A 14967-nucleotide genomic window follows, 5' to 3' on the forward strand; every position below is an offset into this window, starting at 1 on the left:
AATTACTTATACCAGCGGCCAAGAAGAACCGCCATATCCTTGGATATAATATCCAATAAGCTAATGACTTTGCCGTATTCCATTCGCGTTGGTCCTAGAATGCCGATCGTTCCCAGCGATTGGCCATCAATGGCATAGGTTGCTGTGATAAGACTGCAATCGCTAATTGCCTTATGGTCATTTTCTGTCCCGATACGTACTTGTATACCTGACGGAAGGCCGGAAAACATTTTCATTATGGCTGGTGTCTCATCAAGCAAATCCAAAATTGTTTTTACTTTGTCTACATCCTTGAATTCAGGCTGTGTCAGCATATTGGTTGTTCCGCCTAAGAAGATTCGGTGCTCATCCTCATTCTGCAATGCATGATCCAGTACCTGCAGCAGCTGTTCATAGTGATCAACATGCCTTTCAAGCTCTTGCCCAACTTCAGTGTAAAGCTTCGACCTTAGACGAATCAGCGGAACGCCAACCAATCTTGTGTTTAAAATGTTAACGACCTTTTCCATATCGTCCATTTTCAGGCCGTCAGGAATTGAAATCGTCCGATTTTCAACATGTCCAGTGTTCGTCACAATAATAGCAACTGCTGATGTTTGATCAAGCGGCACAAGGCCAAAATGCTTAAGCGATGTGCTGAACATTTCAGGTCCAAGCAAAATAGATGTGTAATTGGTTAAATTGGAGAGAATCATCGCCGTTTGTTGAATAACCTGCTCCATTTGATTCATTTTGTCCGTTACGAACGAGCGAACCACACCAATGTCTTTCTCATCCACTTCGCTAAGCTTTATTAAATGGTCGACATAATAACGGTAACCTTTCGTTGATGGAACACGCCCTGCTGACGTGTGCGGCTGCTCTAAGAAGCCTAGCTCTTCCAAATCCGCCATTTCATTGCGAATGGTTGCCGGACTAAAGCCAACGTCGCCGCGCTTCGAAATACTGCGTGAGCCTACTGGTTCAGCCGAGCGAATATAATCATCCACAATTGCATGTAAAATCATCCGTTGTCTCTCCGTCAGCATTCGAATTCCCCCTACGTAAATGTCAAATCCGTTATTTCGATGTACCTTCGTTAGCACTCAATCCGATCGAGTGCTAATCATTACTACAAAAATACCAAACCAGCTTGTCGATTGTCAAGTCAGTTCGGCATTTTTCATGCGCCTAATTCAATTTAAACATCTTATAAACGATTTAATGACACAAGGAAACTCCGCTGTGGCTTAAAGAAAAGCCGCTGTGCCAGCAATATATGTTGGCACAACGGCTTATTCTACAAACAATTACACTTTATGAACTCTTCCTGCTTCATCTGTTGCAAACTTTTCTCTTCTCACGCGATTTTCACCTTGGTATAGCTCTACAATACGATAAGGTGAAACGGAGTCATCTATAATAACTTTCCAGCCATTTGTATTTAGCAAAGCGAACAGTTCATCGTAACCCATTGCTTTAAAACCATAAAACCCGCTAAATCCTGCCCATTTCTTCAAAAGCACTGTCGTTACATGCTTTAGCTTATCCTCTACTGCTACGATTTGATCTTTTTTTTGGCTCATTTTTATTTCTCCTCTATATGACAATAAACATCTACCTTGACTATATACCAAAACGCGCAGCATTACTATCAACGAGTTCGGACAAACTAACATATTAGTTGAATGAAACAAAAAAACCACTTTCCCAATAGTCCTAATGCAAGCACTAAAGGAGAGTGGTTTATTTTCAACAAAAGAAGATGCGTTCGGAAAATGTGCTTTAATTCAGCATTCTTAGAACAGCTATTTCATCGCAAGCAAGCTGCTTTGGACAGTTGATGCAATCCTTCCAAACCTTTTCCGGGAAAATTTCCTTATCAACGACCTTGAAGCCATTTTTCTCAAAAAAGGACACGGCATAAGTTAAAGCCATCACCTTCGGAATTTGCTGCTCTCTAGCCTGCTCGATCAACGCTTCTACCAGCTTGCTACCGATCCCTACGCCCTTGTAGCCATCCGACATGCCAAGCGAGCGAATCTCAACCAATTCTTTCCCTAGCCGCAGCAGTGAACCGCAGCCGACAACTTCTTCCCCAATTTCCGCGACGACGAATGTATCTATCATATATTCGAGCGCTTCCCGAGTGCGAGGCAGCATAATGCCTTGCTCTGCATAACCTTTAATTAATTCAAACAATGTCTCGATATCATTAGACGTTGCTTTTCGACATACGACCTGTACTGCCTGCATTTGTGCATTCGCCTCCACCCGGTGCAAGATCAAAATCAATATGAATAAATATACACCACAACGAATTTTTTCTCAAGAGTATTTTAGCCGTTATATCCGATAAAAGCACCAAAAACTTCGTTCCCGAGAAGCACACCTTTGTCAGTCAACCGGTAAATGATATCGTCTTCTGTTTGCTCAGCTTCCAGCAGGCCATCCTTCATTAATTTATGAATAACATCACCGAACTTGTCCTCCAGCTTCTGGCCTTCAAATTGGTTCGAGAAGCGTGATGCCGGAACTCCGCTTAGCAGCCTGAGCCCAACCATCATTAAATCCTCCATCGCTTCAGCTTCAGTAACTTCAAACGTTTCAAGGCGCGGAAGCTTGCTTGATGCCGCATCGATATACGGTGTAATCCCTTTTAAATTAACATGACGCATGCGATTCACATAACCATGCGCGCCCGCTCCGAGGCCGTAATACGGCTCATTGCGCCAGTAGGTGGAATTATGGCGGCTCTCATAACCTGGTTCGGCGAAATTGCTAATCTCATAGTGGCCGTATCCATTTTTTTTCAACATGTCCATTAGCAAAATAAACATATTAAACTCCTCTTCCTCTGGAGGCAAAGGCAGCTCGTTGCGCTCATAGAGCTTATGGAACAACGTATTTTCTTCTACTTTTAGACTGTAGATGGAGTAATGGGGCAATCCCAGCTCCATCGCTTTGTTCACACTGTCTCTTAACAGCTCAACCGTTTGACCTGGCAGGCCAAACATCAAATCGATGGATAAGTTGGTAAATCCAACTTTGCGTGCATTCTCGATACTGCGATATACATCATCTACGCTATGAATGCGGCCAATACGCTCCAGCAATCCATTATCAAAGGATTGAACCCCGAAGCTGATCCTGTTCACGCCGCCTTCCTTCATAGCTGTCAGCTTGTCTATGTCCGTTGTGCCTGGATTCGCTTCCATCGTAAATTCCACATCTGGAGCAAGCGGGAAATAAGTGCGTACTGCTTTTAGAAATCTTTCCATTTGCGGAGGAGTCAGTACGGTAGGCGTACCTCCACCAACAAAAACAGTATCAATTTCTACTGGCGGCCATTCAGCAACTGTACGCTGCATTTCTTGCTCAAGCGCATCGAGATACTGATCAACAGGCTGTCCCTTTAGTACATAGGAAGTGAAATCGCAATAATGACATTTATTCGTGCAAAAAGGGATGTGTATATATAAAGCGCGTGGTGATTGCGTAATGTTCATCGTTAACATTCTCCTTCAAGCGTAAACGGCTGGCACTGCATTAGAGCGGCAGGCTCACGTCCCGCGTTGAAATATAAGTCGGTAAATACAGTTCACTTAAAATAGAAAAAAGGGAGAGCTGCGCCCTCCCTCATCCTCGTACGTTTTAATCTTCGCCGATTTTGAGTACCGCCATGAACGCTTCCTGCGGCACCTCTACACTACCTACTTGTTTCATCCGCTTCTTGCCTTCCTTCTGCTTCTCAAGCAGCTTCCGCTTCCGGCTAATGTCACCGCCGTAGCATTTGGCAAGAACGTTTTTACGCATTGCTTTTACTGTCTCACGCGATATGATTTTGTTGCCGATAGATGCTTGAATCGGCACCTCGAACATTTGACGCGGAATAAGTTCCTTCAACTTTTCACAAATAACCTTGCCGCGTTGGTAAGCACGATCGCGGTGGACAATGACAGACAAAGCATCAACCTGTTCATTGTTAAGCATGATGTCCATTTTGACCAGATTGGATCTGCGGTAGCCAGATATCTCGTAATCAAACGATGCATAACCCTTCGTGCTTGATTTCAACTGATCGAAGAAATCATACACAATTTCTGACAAAGGCAATTGATACGTGAGCGTTACACGATTCAAATCCAAATATTCCATATTCACGAATTCGCCCCGCTTGTTCTGGCAAAGCTCCATGATTGCGCCGACATAGTCATTTGGTACAATGATAGCAGCTTTAACGAAAGGCTCTTCTACGAAGTCAAGCTTGCCTGCTTCAGGATAGTTCGATGGATTATCAATCTCCATCGTTTCGCCATTTGTCAGTGTAATTTTGTAAATTACGCTCGGTGCTGTCGTAATAAGCGGGATGTTGAATTCCCGTTCAATCCGTTCTTGAATAATTTCCATATGAAGCAAGCCAAGAAATCCGCAGCGGTAGCCAAAGCCCAAAGCAGTTGATGATTCCGGCTCATATTTGAGTGATGCATCGTTAAGCTCCAGCTTCTCAAGCGCATCACGCAAATCATTATAGTCCTGTGTCTCGATTGGATAGAGTCCGCAGAATACCATCGGGTTAATCTGACGATAGCCTGGCAGACGTTCAGGTGCAGGTTTCTTCGCATCCGTAATTGTATCACCGACACGCGTGTCCTTCACGTTCTTGATGCCCGCAACGACAAAACCAACATCGCCAACTGCAAGCTCCTTCACGATCGCCATGTTCGGCATGAATGCCCCAACCTCGATGACCTCGAATTCTGCTCCCGTTGCCATAAACTTAATTTTATTGCCTGCTTTGATGCTTCCATCCATAACTCGTACATAAACGATTACGCCTTTGTAGGGATCATAATGGGAGTCAAAAATAAGCGCTTTAAGCGGCTGATCTGGATCTCCTACTGGTGAAGGCATTTTCGTAACAACCTGCTCCAGTATTTCCTTAATGCCGATTCCCGCTTTTGCGGAAGCAAGTACCGCGTCGCTGGCGTCTAATCCAATGACATCTTCGATTTCCTGCTTTACCCGTTCAGGCTCCGCACTTGGCAAATCGATCTTGTTAATAACAGGTACGATCTCCAAATTGTTGTCTAACGCCAAGTATACGTTAGCCAGCGTTTGCGCTTCAATGCCTTGCGCAGCATCAACAACGAGCAATGCACCTTCACAAGCAGCGAGACTGCGTGAAACCTCGTATGTAAAGTCGACGTGTCCAGGCGTGTCAATCAGATTGAGTATATACTCGATCCCGTCATCTGCCTTATATGCCAAGCGTACCGCTTGCAGCTTGATGGTAATTCCGCGTTCCCGCTCCAAATCCATTTTGTCAAGAACCTGCTCTTGCATCTCGCGAGATGTCAAAGCGCCGGTAAATTCTAAGATCCGGTCAGCAAGCGTAGACTTTCCGTGGTCTATATGCGCGATAATGGAAAAATTCCTAATTCTCTTTTGTCGGTCACGTACGTCAGTCATGCCTAACCCCCACAATTTCCAATAATGCTAATCATTCCTCCTATTATATCAGTTAAGGGGAAGACCAGCAATGTTCATTATCACTTCGTCAGCCCATCGAATATAGATACGACCATTCGAATGCCTTCACTTGACATATTTTGCAGCAAACCAGAGGTTGAATCTGCGATCTTATTTACTGCTGGCTGGTCGCTCTTAAGCGGAAGACCAGGCATCCTTTCATTTTCGGCAGGAAAGGTTTCGGCCGTTTCTCCTATAGTTTCGTCATCATATGCAGCAAGTCGCTTTAGTTCTTTAAGCTCCTGCTCAAGCTGGGCAATCTTTTGCTGCTGTTCCTTCTGAAAATCATTAACTGGCTGCACATTCTGCTCTGTCTGCGGAATCTCTGTGTACCCGCTTGAGCCTTCTATAGGTCCATATATACGCTCGATGCCCGAAGAGGACATATCAATGCCATACATGATGATTATCGCCAAAGCACCACCTAGCACCGTCCATTTTAGCGCATTTCGTTTCACTTATTCTTCGCCCCCTCCTACTTTTTTGTTGATGCCTTCTCGTCTGCCCAGTAAATTTCGGAAATAACTGCTGCCAGCGCATCCGCTGTTCGATAGGACTCTTCGAGGGTGTTGTCTACGCCCCCTACTTCTATAAGCACATTATCCTCAGCTAGCGATTGATTGTATTCGGCATTGCCTGATGAGGCTGTTTTGCCCCAAATTCCGCGAGAGATGCCTGGATATTTTTTTTCGAGCGCTTCATGGATTTTTGTCGCAAAGGCTTCATTTTTTTCCCAATTGGGATTTTTATGGCCGATAATGAAATAAACCTGCGCGTAGCTTTTGCCATCAATATCGATGGTCGTTTCTTTCCGCCTTTGCGAGTCACGGTGAAGATCAAAGAAAAACTTCAAATCCTTGCTGCTGGCAATGGCTTCTTTCACCGTCTTCATCGAATATTTATAGGAATAATTCCAATCATAACCTTTAATCGCCGTTGGATAATCAGTGTTCGAGTGCTGTGCACCTACACCCTTCTCCTCCAGCTTTTGGGCAAGTCGTTTGCCAACAAGCGTAATATTTTTTGTACTAGAATTCGGGTCTTTCTTTTTATCTGTCAGCTCAGGGTACCAGGATTCGCGATTATGCGAGTGATAGATAAAAGCCACTTTTTTTCCGCCAGTCGTAGGTTTCGCCGGCTCCCCGTTATCACCTTCGCCAGTTCCTGAAGATGGCTTGTCTGTCTGTACCGGCAGCGGCTCCTCCTCATTTCCTTCTGTCGTCCCATTATTCGATACATCTGTTCCTGCATCCTCATGCAATTCGCCAAGCGGATCATATGTAATCGGTGCATTATCTTCCGGTCCCACCGCTGTATCCGTACCGATGCCCTTGCGAATTAAGTAAGCATCATTAACCCCCATGCCAGGCAGCTCGCCTGCAAGCAGGCTTTTAGGATCGTTAGGGTTAATATCCGTTAAAGCTCTCATAAGAAACGCGCTAATTTGCTTTGATGTAAACGTATCTGTCTCCCGACTGCTTTGAAATGCAGGCATCTCCATCTCTAGCATATCCCCAAAAAAACCGCTCGATACAGCAGCAGCAAAACCTTTCATTGAATTTACAGGCGAAGCTGTCGTTTGCTGATGAGCCATACCCGCTGCTCCTAACAAAATAAAAAATACCATTGAGCAAAATGAGAGCAACGCGAATGTACGTCCCGTTACTAGCAATTGTCTCACTCGTCTACTTTCCTTCCCTATATCAAGCAGCATAATTTTTCTTTTCATTGGTTTTTTACCTCCCGCTTCATAGTGCTAGCCGCATTAGTCACTACTAAACTATGAGAGTGATAGAGTTCATAGAACCAAATCTATGTGGAATAATTAGCGTTGATAGAGTTATAGGGATACAAAATAGCGAATCGCGCAAAAAAAGAAGCTGTCCAAAGGTTATGCCTTTAGAAAGCTTCCTTCTTAATTATACTAGGAATTTAATGCGTATACGCCGCAACATTGCTTGAATCAACCGCTTCGTGCAGCGATGCATTTAGCCCGCTTGCTATAATGTTGGCGATATCCTCTATAAATTCATCAATTTCCTTTGGCGTAACCAGCAGATCATGGCCAAGCGGGCTGAGCACTTCCCTAACGAGCTGCAGCCTCTCGTTTTCTTCCATCTGATTTACCAAACCTAAAATTTGATCCGAGTTTGCGCTTTGTTTCTTAAAATGACTGCTCATCATCTCAAGTGTGTTGTTGACGATGGTCGAAGCATAAACAACGGTAGGCACTCCGATCGCAATAACCGGGACACCTAAGATTTCTTTTGTAAGCCCTTTTCGTTTATTCCCGATGCCAGAGCCCGGATGAATGCCTGTATCTGCAATTTGGATCGTTGTATTCACTCTCTCTAATGCTTTAGATGCCAATGCATCAATCGCAATGACGAGTTCCGGACTCGTCTTCTCAACGATACCTTGAACGATTTCACTGGATTCTATACCCGTTATGCCAAGCACTCCAGGCGCTACCGCACTTACCGCGCGATAACCAGGCGCCACTTGATCAGGCATCAGTTCGAAAAAATGGCGAGTGACCATTACATTCTCAACAACAATTGGACCAAGCGCATCAGGCGTAACATTCCAATTGCCTAAACCTACAATTAGAACTCGCGCTGTTTTACTTATGGATAACCGTTCAAGGAAAGCTTCAAAATGTTTGGCAAACTGTGTCGCCACCCTATCCTGCAGTCCCGTATCCCCTTTTCGCAGCTCCGGAACCTCAATCGTCACATAATGCCCTTGCATTTTGCCAATGGCCTGAGCGCCTTGTTCGTTTTGTACATGCAGCTGCGTAATCGTTATTCCTTCATCTTCAGAAGTTTCGGATTGTATGCCTGGTATAGGCCCGCCGCTTGGCGCCTCTGCCATCTCCTTCGCTTCAAGCGCCAAGTCTGTTCTAACATTATATTTTTGCAAATCAAGTTCGTTCTCCATTGCTCATTCTCCCTTCAAACACCAGTTCTGATGTTATTGTTTGCAGATGGATTATTTTCATACTCGTAGATGAGCCTTCATCCTTACGGAATACAGTTTTTATAAGGAGCTTCCTGCTATTGCTTTTTGAGGAGTGGCATGATAATATACTTTAAGTTGTGTTGTCTAGGTTTATGATGTAGATAAACCGTTGTAAACAGTTTAGGAGGTGAATTCCATGCCAAATATTAAATCCGCGATTAAACGCGTTAAAACAAGTGAAAAGCGTCGTGCTTTGAATGCATCCCAAAAATCCGCACTTCGTTCGGCCGTTAAATCTGCTGACCAAGCTATCGCTGGCACTGATGTAGATGCTGCTAAAGCAGCTCTTATCGCTGCAACGAAAAAGTTGGACAAAGCAGCAACTAAAGGCCTGATTCATAAAAATGCGGCTTCCCGCAAAAAATCTCGTCTTGCTAAACGTCTGAATGCCCTTTCGGCTCAAGCCTAAGCAAGATAACCGCTCTTACGAATGACGTTGTCCATCTGGTCAACTGAAACTCGTTTAGCACAACAAAAAAAGCTTCACTGCTCTTATCGAGCGGTGAAGCTTTTTTGTTTTTCCATGCTGCTTATCAGCTGCTCACATAAAAAAAGGCAATGGAAAGAACGCTATGCGCCCTTCTCCATGCCAAGTGAAAGCAAATACAGCTCTAAACCGAGCGTTTTATCAATTGCTCCGGTTTTCATTTTATAATCGAGATCTGCAAGTGAAGCCAACAGCCTGCCAAGTCTAGCCACTTGAAATTTCCGGCTTTTCTCCGCGGCAAGCTTGACTGCGTATGGATGCAAGCCTAATTGGCCAGCCATTTGCTGAGGGGAATAGTGATGCTGCTCCAGCTCTTTGATTTGCAGCATGATTCTTAATTGCCTAGCGATAAGAGCGGCGATCTTGATTGGTTCTTCACGACGAACCAGCAATTCTCTGTACAGTCGAATAGCCTTGTCCAAACGAAGCTCAGCGATCGCATCCACAAGCGCAAATACGTCCTCCTCAACTGTTGCTGCAGTTAGCATAGATGCCGTCTCTACATCAATGACACCGCCTGTTCCCGCGTGCAAGCACAGCTTGTCCACTTCCTGCGACAATTGCTGCATATTCGCTCCGGCTCGTGATAGGAGCAGCTCAGCCGCATCTGAAGACAAGGTTCTTTGCTGATCTGTTGCCCGCTTAATCATCCATTGCTTAAGCTGAGCCGCGTCGAGTTCAGGGAACGGAACTAAGGAATGACGATCCTTTAACGTTTTTACAAGCTTTCGACGTTCATCCAGCTTCTCTGATTGGACAGAAATAACGATAATGGATGTCTCTGAAGGATACTCCATATACTGTATCAGCTTCTCAGGACGATGCTCAAGCTTTCCGCCTTCCTTGCCCCCAGCACACAGCACAGTCGCATCTCGTATTAAAATCAGCTTCCGCTGCACAAAAAAAGGCGATGTTTCCGCTTCAAGAACCGCTTCTTCAATCGAGGTTTCCGCAGTATCAAATTTAACAATGCCAAGCTCTCGCTCCTCAGCTGTAAACATCGCCTCGGTCAATACGTTAATAAATTGCTGCAGCCGATATCGATCCTTGCCATACAGCACATAAATGGGACGGAAGCGTCCGCCCTTTATTTCTTTTAATGCTTCCTTTGCATCCATACCTTCACCTCGTCACGAGTAAGTACAATTAGACGGCAACAAAGGGATGAGCCATATAAAGCCTCATCCCTTTGCCGAACATCTATATAAACATTCGCAGGCAGGTCCATGGTACCGCCCTGCGGATGGTCATACGACGTTAAGGATTCGTCGCAGACACTATCGCTGCTAACATTATACGCATAAATCGATGTAAATGTGCGTAATAACCCTTAATTTTTGCAGTCCGCAATCTGTGCTCAAACGAGCAGTTTCCAAGCTAATGCCCTGCCTTCTGCTCCGTCAGCGTAGATAAATCGATCACATACTTCTCAATTGCTCCTTGTTCAACATGAACCTCGTAGGTCAGCTTTTTGCTGTCCTCAGACCAGATGAGATTGAGCAGCTCACCATTTTTGCGCGGTGATGTGAAGACGATAGATTTATCGGCAGCAGCAACAACTTTAATTTTAAAATTTTCAGCCGTGCCGCTATAAAGGCCATCGGGTGAAACCGTTGCCGTGCTGTTCGTATTCATACCTAAACCATTCTCGCCTTCGTTTTCAACCAATCCTTCAGAAGGATTCGAAGTTAAGCCTTTGACTGAGCCATCCTCAAATGACCCGCCATCAGGCGCTTTGTCTTCTTCATTGGTTAAAGGATTGATTGCGGTACTCTTGGACGATGGCGCTGAATCGGCATCTTTATCTTTAGTTGCCGTTTCCGTCTTCACTTCTGGGTCTTCAGCACCGTTAGCGCTCGCTCTATAAGACATTTCCACTGGCGTATCGTTCATCATATCAGCCGCGACGTTATTCGATTGCTTGGCTGAAGATTCTGATGCATTCATATCGCCAATCGAGCCTGAATTATACGTTACGATAAACAGCCCTGCAACGATTCCGGCTGCGATCACACCACTCATAATGCGCATGGACGGCCAGCGGCGTTGACGCTTCGAAAGACGTTTTGTTGCTTCCGTTCTGCTAACCATGGATGGCGGTTCCGCTTCAGCCTGACCAAACAGTTCCATCCGCTCTAATTGAGGCATAATCGCATCGACTAAGCTATAGCTCGGCATAACTTTTGGCAAACTGGTAAGCTCGGCGGACAATAGCTGTAACCGCTCGAACATGGCTGCACAGTCCGGACACTGTCTAGTATGATTCATCAAGACTTCGATTTCGCTTTCATCGAGATCGTTGTCTAGCTGTCTTTGCATTAGTTCCATCACCTCTTGACAATTCATCCCCGGACACCACCTTTCTGATAATCATGGAGTAAAGTCTGCAGCTGTTGCCTAGCTCTGAATAAATAGGATTTCACTGTATTGAGCGGCAAATCGAGCGAATCTGCAATTTCATTGTAAGAGAAATCCTGTAAATACCGAAGGACGACGACCGCACGATGATGCTCAGGAAGCTTGTCGATAGCGGCTTGAATGTCTTTAACAGCGTAAGCAGACATTACCTCGTCCTCCACGTTTTGTTTTTCGTGGAATACCATGTCGTGCTCATCTATTGAGACGGTCGGTTTATTTCTCCGAAACTTGTCAATGCAAATGTTGGTTACAATACGTTGAATCCATGTTTTGAACTGCGCTTTTTCTTCGTACGAGCCTATTTTTGTATAGATGCGAATTAGCGCTTCTTGCGCTGCATCAAGGGCATCCTGTTCATTATTTAATATATAATAGGCTGTCCGATAAACATGCGTTTCAATCTCTCGCAATAGAGTAATTAAAGCGTCGCGATCTCCCGACTGAGCGGCTCTTATAAGCTCCGGCTCCACCACGAAGGATCCCCCTCTCTTGCAACCATTCTGACGAACTGGTTGCGGTAAAAGTTGCAGATAAATTAGAAATATTACTTTATTTTTTTTAGTAAGTTTTAACAAGCAAAGCGATTGTCCCCAAGCGGACCGTCTTAAATGCACGAAGCAGGAAAAAAACCATAAAAAATTTACAGATACTCGCTATGCTGTGAAAGAATCGAAATAAACTCCACATTAAAGGATACCAAATTTCAACTAACTCGTATATAGAAAGAAGTCGAATACCTTTGAAAACGGCTCGACTTCTTTATTCCTAAGTATGAATGATTTTCATATGATTTGCGAATTTAGGTACGGAAAGATGAAAACAGGCTTTCTATCCGCATTTTTTCGATACCCGCCTTACTTAATTTTTGTATACGTAAATAAATCTTGGCTGGTTACAATAAACCGTACCTCGCCATCACGATCTGTTCGCCACAAAGCGGTTCCCGCTTGATTTAATCGAGAAATCACATCTGGACTAGGATGGCCATAGGTGTTTGTCGCTCCAACAGAAGCTACTGCTCCAAGCGTACGCTAATAATCGAGCCACTCTGTGCTTGTTGAAAAACGACTGCCATGATGTGCAACCTTCATAACTGAGACAGTCTTTTCATTTGATTCCATTATATTTTGCTGCCGCTCATTTCTTATAATGGCGCGTTCCGTGGCTGCATTAATATCACCGGTAAACAAGAAGATCGACTGAAAAAGCTGAACACTAAGCACAACACTGGCTTCATTCTGTTCCTCAAGTTGAGCCACCGCTTCCTCTTTTTGCGCCAATGGCCACAGAACGCTTATCTTCGTATTTGCATCTACCTGCTGCTTCATGCCCGCAGACGCGCTGTACATTGGAATTCCCAGTGCAATTGCCTGCTTAATAAGCTGCTGAGCATCATCTGCTTCCTTCAGCGTTCCGTTCCACCAAATGCTGCGTATTGGAAATGTCTCCAAAACCGCTTTTAAACCACGGATATGATCGCTATCCAAATGTGAAATGACGAGGATGTCAATCTCGCGCACGCCTCTTTTCATTAGTAAAGGCACAAGCACCTTTTTCCCAATTTCAAAAGGGTCGCTCCGCTCCTTCCACTCTTCTCCCGGCTTGCGGAAGCTCATCGTACCTCCGCCATCGATTAAAATATGCTTGCCGCCGGGTGTTCGGATATGTACAGCATCGCCTTGACCAACATCTATAAAACTAACTTCTGCCTGACGGTTAAATAAATCCGGTTCAAAGGCATAAAAAATCATAATCAAAACTAACGCTAACAGCAGATATTGGCTGATCCTTAGCTTTTTACTGTTTTCTTTAACCACTATGTAAGGATGAACCGCTCCAATTGGCGCTGTCTCCTCTATGGTCGCTGCTTCTTCCTCATGTTTCGCAGCGATTTGCATCGTCCAACTGCGCAAAATCCGAAATATAACACCAAATATAATCAACCAAGCTGCCACCCACCAAAGAGGCGGAGTTGCCCAAATCGTCCTTAGTGAATCCACTTCGGACAGCTGCTCGACGAAAGCAAACGTCCATTCATTCGCGAAATGCGAGAAATAGGCCAGCAGCTTGCCGCCGCCCTCCCAAGGTATCGCGAGCAGGAGCGATACTGCGCCAAGCGGCATAACGATAAAGCTGATGAACGGAACGAGTACAAAATTCGCGAGCATAGACAACACATGAAACTGATTGAAATAATAAATCGTCAGGGGAAAGGATACAATCTGCGCGACGAGCGTAACCGCTGCCAGATCAAGCAGTGATTTTCCTCTGCGCCACCTCGGCATCGCTTGCCGTACAGGCTGGACTCCGACAATTAGACCGATCGTTACAATGAACGACAGCTGAAAGCTGACATCCTCGATAAAATAGGGATCATAAATAAGCATGAGCACAGCAGCAGCAGCTAGCAGATGCAGCCCATCCTTCAGCTTGCCCATCCGGGCTGCCAATAGCCCAAGAACGGACATTAGACCCGCGCGGACTACCGATGGGGACGCGCCGGCAAGCAGCACATACATGGGAACGGATAACATGAGGATGAGCAGCATTCGTTCGCGGCTTATACGTGCGAGGTGCAGCAGTCCGCTAAGCGCATAAAGGAATACAGCAACATGGAGGCCCGAAATCGCTAAAATATGCGTTAAACCAAGCCTTGAAAATTGCTGGAACTGCTCTGGATCGAGGTCCTCGCGAATGCCGAGGACCAGCCCCTTCATGTATCCGGACTGCGAGGACGGATACAGCTGTTCCATCTGCGCGCCAAGCCATGCGCGCGCGTTGTCGACGCGGCCGAGCAGCGCGGCCGCGGTCCACTTGGGGCCCGGCGCCGGCTTTACGGCGGCGGTGCCCTTCACTTTGAGCAGCCAGTGGATTCTCTGGCTGCTGAGGTAGCGGCGGTAATCAAATCTGCCGCTATTGGATGCGCCAGCCGGCCGCGTAAGCTCGCCGGCAAGGCGCACTTTGGCGCCGCGCTGCCAAGCCGCGGCGATAGCCTGCTCCGGCTGTTCAATCAACCAGACATGCACGATCAACCGCTCGCGCAACGGCTGCGCAGCGGCTTCACCTTGAACGTGGATGCTGTGCGCCTCCACGCGAAACATCGCGCGGTCGCCGTCGACCTCCACCGCCGACACAATAACGCCCTCCGCTTCCGCCGCATACGCAGCTCGCGGTCCATCCGCCTCAGCGGCGGCAAGCAGTGCTGGCAGCGCAGTCACGTTGCGGGCATCCGCCCATAACCGCTCTCCTGCGGCAAGGCACACTGCCAAAGCACAAGCTGCCGCGAGCTGCCACGTCGCTTGCTTGCCAAGCACTGCGGCGGTCGCGAGTAATATTCCCGCTCCCGCCGCAAGCCAAACGCCGCTGTTGTTCAATCCAGCAGCAGCCGCGCCCCCAAATACCCAACAAATCGCAAACCAAATTAAAGGACGTCGATTCACCTCTAGCTCCCTCCAATTCACAAAGCCTCATAACAAAAAAAGAACCTCTGTCGCATCAAAAGATGCAATCAGAGGTTCCTCCTCGTTTCT

Annotated in this window: 13 protein-coding genes; 1 reads left to right on the plus strand and 12 read right to left on the minus strand. The window is 46.1% G+C overall.

Annotated features, from left to right (window positions below):
• Positions 1 to 2: 2 nt before the first annotated feature.
• From hrcA to gpr, 8 genes are all read right to left on the minus strand, one after another.
• A complete protein-coding gene (gene hrcA, locus MHH56_RS20340; protein ID WP_076266871.1) occupies positions 3 to 1028 on the minus strand; it encodes a heat-inducible transcriptional repressor HrcA in 1026 nt (341 codons plus the stop codon).
• A gap of 261 nt (positions 1029 to 1289) precedes the next feature.
• Positions 1290 to 1565 (minus strand): hypothetical protein, encoded by a 276-nt coding sequence (locus tag MHH56_RS20345; RefSeq protein ID WP_076266870.1) that lies wholly within the window; start codon positions 1563 to 1565, stop codon positions 1290 to 1292.
• A 199-nt stretch (positions 1566 to 1764) separates the two neighbouring features.
• A complete protein-coding gene (locus MHH56_RS20350; protein WP_076266869.1) occupies positions 1765 to 2235 on the minus strand; it encodes an N-acetyltransferase in 471 nt (156 codons plus the stop codon).
• A gap of 83 nt (positions 2236 to 2318) precedes the next feature.
• Positions 2319 to 3497 carry a radical SAM family heme chaperone HemW gene (gene hemW / locus MHH56_RS20355; RefSeq protein WP_339203479.1) on the minus strand — a complete coding sequence of 393 codons (1179 nt, stop codon included), beginning with the start codon at positions 3495 to 3497 and terminating at the stop codon, positions 2319 to 2321.
• 136 nt (positions 3498 to 3633) lie between these two features.
• Entirely contained in the window at positions 3634 to 5451 is a 1818-nt protein-coding gene (gene lepA / locus MHH56_RS20360; RefSeq protein ID WP_339203481.1) for a translation elongation factor 4, read from the minus strand.
• An 80-nt stretch (positions 5452 to 5531) separates the two neighbouring features.
• Positions 5532 to 5969: a hypothetical protein gene (locus MHH56_RS20365; RefSeq protein WP_339203482.1), complete on the minus strand. Its 438-nt coding sequence runs from the start codon at positions 5967 to 5969 to the stop codon at positions 5532 to 5534.
• A 17-nt stretch (positions 5970 to 5986) separates the two neighbouring features.
• A complete protein-coding gene (locus tag MHH56_RS20370) occupies positions 5987 to 7240 on the minus strand; it encodes a stage II sporulation protein P (protein WP_339203484.1) in 1254 nt (417 codons plus the stop codon).
• A 203-nt stretch (positions 7241 to 7443) separates the two neighbouring features.
• Positions 7444 to 8451 carry a GPR endopeptidase gene (gene gpr / locus MHH56_RS20375; RefSeq protein WP_339203486.1) on the minus strand — a complete coding sequence of 336 codons (1008 nt, stop codon included), beginning with the start codon at positions 8449 to 8451 and terminating at the stop codon, positions 7444 to 7446.
• 217 nt (positions 8452 to 8668) lie between these two features.
• Between gpr and rpsT the strand changes: the two genes are divergently transcribed.
• A complete protein-coding gene (gene rpsT / locus MHH56_RS20380; protein WP_053376847.1) occupies positions 8669 to 8941 on the plus strand; it encodes a 30S ribosomal protein S20 in 273 nt (90 codons plus the stop codon).
• Positions 8942 to 9102: 161 nt separating this feature from the next.
• Here the strand turns inward: rpsT and holA are convergent, their stop codons facing one another.
• From holA to MHH56_RS20400, 4 genes are all read right to left on the minus strand, one after another.
• Positions 9103 to 10137 (minus strand): DNA polymerase III subunit delta, encoded by a 1035-nt coding sequence (gene holA, locus MHH56_RS20385; protein WP_339203489.1) that lies wholly within the window; start codon positions 10135 to 10137, stop codon positions 9103 to 9105.
• A gap of 259 nt (positions 10138 to 10396) precedes the next feature.
• Positions 10397 to 11365 (minus strand): zf-HC2 domain-containing protein, encoded by a 969-nt coding sequence (locus tag MHH56_RS20390; RefSeq protein WP_339203490.1) that lies wholly within the window; start codon positions 11363 to 11365, stop codon positions 10397 to 10399.
• Positions 11362 to 11910, minus strand: coding sequence for a sigma-70 family RNA polymerase sigma factor (locus tag MHH56_RS20395; RefSeq protein WP_053376850.1), 549 nt, complete (start codon positions 11908 to 11910; stop codon positions 11362 to 11364). Before MHH56_RS20395 ends, MHH56_RS20390 begins: the two co-directional genes overlap by 4 nt.
• A 558-nt stretch (positions 11911 to 12468) precedes the next feature.
• Positions 12469 to 14877, minus strand: coding sequence for a DNA internalization-related competence protein ComEC/Rec2 (locus MHH56_RS20400; RefSeq protein ID WP_339203493.1), 2409 nt, complete (start codon positions 14875 to 14877; stop codon positions 12469 to 12471).
• Positions 14878 to 14967 lie beyond the last annotated feature (90 nt).

Source organism: Paenibacillus sp. FSL K6-3182 (assembly GCF_037976325.1).
In the GTDB taxonomy this organism is placed as follows: domain Bacteria; phylum Bacillota; class Bacilli; order Paenibacillales; family Paenibacillaceae; genus Pristimantibacillus.

Coding starts and splice junctions, on each gene's coding strand:
- hrcA (WP_076266871.1), bottom strand. CDS start 1,028: ATGCTGACGGAGAGACAACGGATGATTTTACATGCAATTGTGGATGAT.
- MHH56_RS20345 (WP_076266870.1), bottom strand. CDS start 1,565: ATGAGCCAAAAAAAAGATCAAATCGTAGCAGTAGAGGATAAGCTAAAG.
- MHH56_RS20350 (WP_076266869.1), bottom strand. CDS start 2,235: ATGCAGGCAGTACAGGTCGTATGTCGAAAAGCAACGTCTAATGATATC.
- hemW (WP_339203479.1), bottom strand. CDS start 3,497: ATGTTAACGATGAACATTACGCAATCACCACGCGCTTTATATATACAC.
- lepA (WP_339203481.1), bottom strand. CDS start 5,451: ATGACTGACGTACGTGACCGACAAAAGAGAATTAGGAATTTTTCCATT.
- MHH56_RS20370 (WP_339203484.1), bottom strand. CDS start 7,240: ATGAAAAGAAAAATTATGCTGCTTGATATAGGGAAGGAAAGTAGACGA.
- gpr (WP_339203486.1), bottom strand. CDS start 8,451: ATGGAGAACGAACTTGATTTGCAAAAATATAATGTTAGAACAGACTTG.
- rpsT (WP_053376847.1), top strand. CDS start 8,669: ATGCCAAATATTAAATCCGCGATTAAACGCGTTAAAACAAGTGAAAAG.
- holA (WP_339203489.1), bottom strand. CDS start 10,137: ATGGATGCAAAGGAAGCATTAAAAGAAATAAAGGGCGGACGCTTCCGT.
- MHH56_RS20390 (WP_339203490.1), bottom strand. CDS start 11,365: ATGAATTGTCAAGAGGTGATGGAACTAATGCAAAGACAGCTAGACAAC.